The following is a 1,767-nucleotide window of genomic DNA, read 5'->3' as shown; positions in this document are numbered from 1 at the left end:
TTCTCACAATTGCGAATATAGTCCGCCGCGTAGCTAGCGAGTTCAAACAAGCGGTCAACCCGTGCTTCATAACCATTTTGGCCATAGTATTTCCAGGCTAGCCACAGCTTAAGGGCATCTACTTTCCGCCCACACTGCAAGGACATAGTTCCGAGATTATAGGCACTATCTTCATCATCGTGGAAGATATAGTGGGTACCTTGACTAGAACAAGCTTCCAATAAAGTCCCTGGTTGTTTAACTAGAATAGCTGAACAAATCAAGGGCACGCCCATGAGTTTGTGAGCATCCCAAGTAAAAGAATCTGCTAAGGAGCTACCTTGCAACAGATGCTTGTGCTGGTTGCTGAACAAAACCGGAGCACCCCAAGACCCATCCACATGTAGCCAGAGTCCATATTTGCTGGTAATTTCTGCAATTGAGGGCAACGGATCGAATGCACCGGCAACGGTAGTGCCCGCAGTAGCTGTCACAAAGAAAGGTGTTTTTCCTTCACTTAGGCTTTGTTGAATAGCAGCGTCTAATTGTTGCGGGCACATGCGCTGCTCATGATCGGATTTGACTTTGACTACATTGTCTATCCCCATGCCCAACAAATTTGCGGCTTTGAAAAAGGAATAGTGAGCCTGATCGGAGATGAATGCTGCTAGCTGGTGATTTCCCAATCCCTTGTTTTTGGCTTCGGGTAGGAGTTTGTGTCGCGCACAAAGCATGGCGATCAGATTAGCATTACTCCCTCCTGTAACCATCAATCCCTCACCTTGAGGAAAACCGATCAAGTCGTTGAGAGCCTCAATCAATTTAATCTCTATTAGCGTGGCTACTGGAGCAACTTCATAGGTATACATAGAAGTATTAGCAGTACTAGTTACCATTTCTGCTAATAATCCAGTTATCTCAAATCCACCCCAAAGCTGGTTGAAAAATTTGTGGCTACTAGTCCGCACGCTGTGGTCGAGGTACGATTCAATAATCGGAATTAAATCGGCTAAGGGAACTCCGTTTTCTGGTAAGCTTAAATCGAGTTTTTCCTTAAGGGTTTGAGGGTTTTTATAATCTATTACCTTGGTGTCGGTATTTTGATTTTCCTGCAAATATTTAAGGAGTTTATCAACAGTTAAGTTGATTATTTTTTCAAACTCGATCATAATTTAATATTTAGTATAATTGCTGATTTGGTGGAATTGATAAGGGTGCATATCCTAAAAGCTGTTTGACCCGGTGGGTGGAATGGGCATCTTGCCCGTTACAATTTTCGGGCGTGCTGTCCCAACGGTGACGACGAAGCATAAAATGAGGGATCGCCCGTCCCTAACGGGTGCATCTCATTTTTGCTGTTTGAGCTAGTGGTGCGTTACGGGACGGACTATCCGAACAATGGCTACCGAGAAAATGAGGGATCGCCCGTCCCTAACGCACCCTACCCAAGTATCAAAGTGATACCAAAACTTCGGCAAGTTTTCTCTTCGTGCTAGCGAATACTTCATGTTGTTGATTGTCCCAAATGCTAACACGAGAATTAAGCTCGATGATTTTCGGTTGACCGTTAACTAGGGCAAGATCAATGCCATAAAACCGGTTACCGTACTGTACCATATGTTTTTCAATTTGTTCGACTAGATCTAAGACACTGCTAGGGATAAGCTCTATTTCTACAACACGCATCTCGCCTCCTTCAGTCACGGATGCTACTAATTTTCCTGAAGCTGGAGTACGTACTATAGAGTGAACAATTTCCCCGTTGAGGAGTGCTACACGAAAGTCATG

Annotated in this window: 2 protein-coding genes; both read right to left on the bottom strand. The window is 44.3% G+C overall.

The features are described 5' to 3' along the window. The coding region (locus F6K49_RS45805) for a pyridoxal-dependent decarboxylase (RefSeq protein ID WP_293108934.1) at positions 1 to 1,148 on the bottom strand (1,148 nt) is incomplete at its 3' end. Positions 1,149 to 1,431: 283 nt separating this feature from the next. Next, positions 1,432 to 1,767, bottom strand: a 336-nt coding sequence (locus F6K49_RS45800) for a hypothetical protein (RefSeq protein ID WP_293108931.1), incomplete at its 5' end; no start/stop codon positions are given.

Source organism: Moorena sp. SIO3I6, assembly GCF_010672095.1.
The sequence above is the reverse complement of the archived record's forward strand: the minus strand, read 5'-3'. Positions and strand labels throughout refer to the sequence as shown.